We start from the raw sequence: 278 nt of genomic DNA on the forward strand, positions 1-278 counted from the left end.
GGGTTCATCTCCTGCACTCCCCCACCGTCCTTCGCCAGCTGGTCGCCGGCACGGCGCCGGGATCGCTGGTCGTCGACCTCGGCGCCGGTCCCGGCACGATCACCGCGGCGCTGGCCGCCCGCGGTGCGTCGGTGCTGGCGATCGAGCGCGATCCGCGCTTCGCCGCCGTGCTCCGCCGCCGGTTCGCCGACCAGCCGCGGGTCCGCGTGGTCGAGGCCGACCTGCGCCGCGCCCGGCTGCCGGCCCGCGCGCGGGTGGTGGCGAACCCGCCGTTCGCG

General features: G+C 78.8%; 1 protein-coding gene. It reads left to right on the forward strand.

The features are described from left to right. On the forward strand, positions 1–278 hold a 278-nt coding region (locus AB2U10_RS19300), incomplete at both ends, for an rRNA adenine N-6-methyltransferase family protein (protein WP_367916707.1).

It is taken from the genome of Leadbetterella sp. DM7 (genome assembly GCF_040829825.2).
In the GTDB taxonomy this organism is placed as follows: domain Bacteria; phylum Bacteroidota; class Bacteroidia; order Cytophagales; family Spirosomataceae; genus Leadbetterella.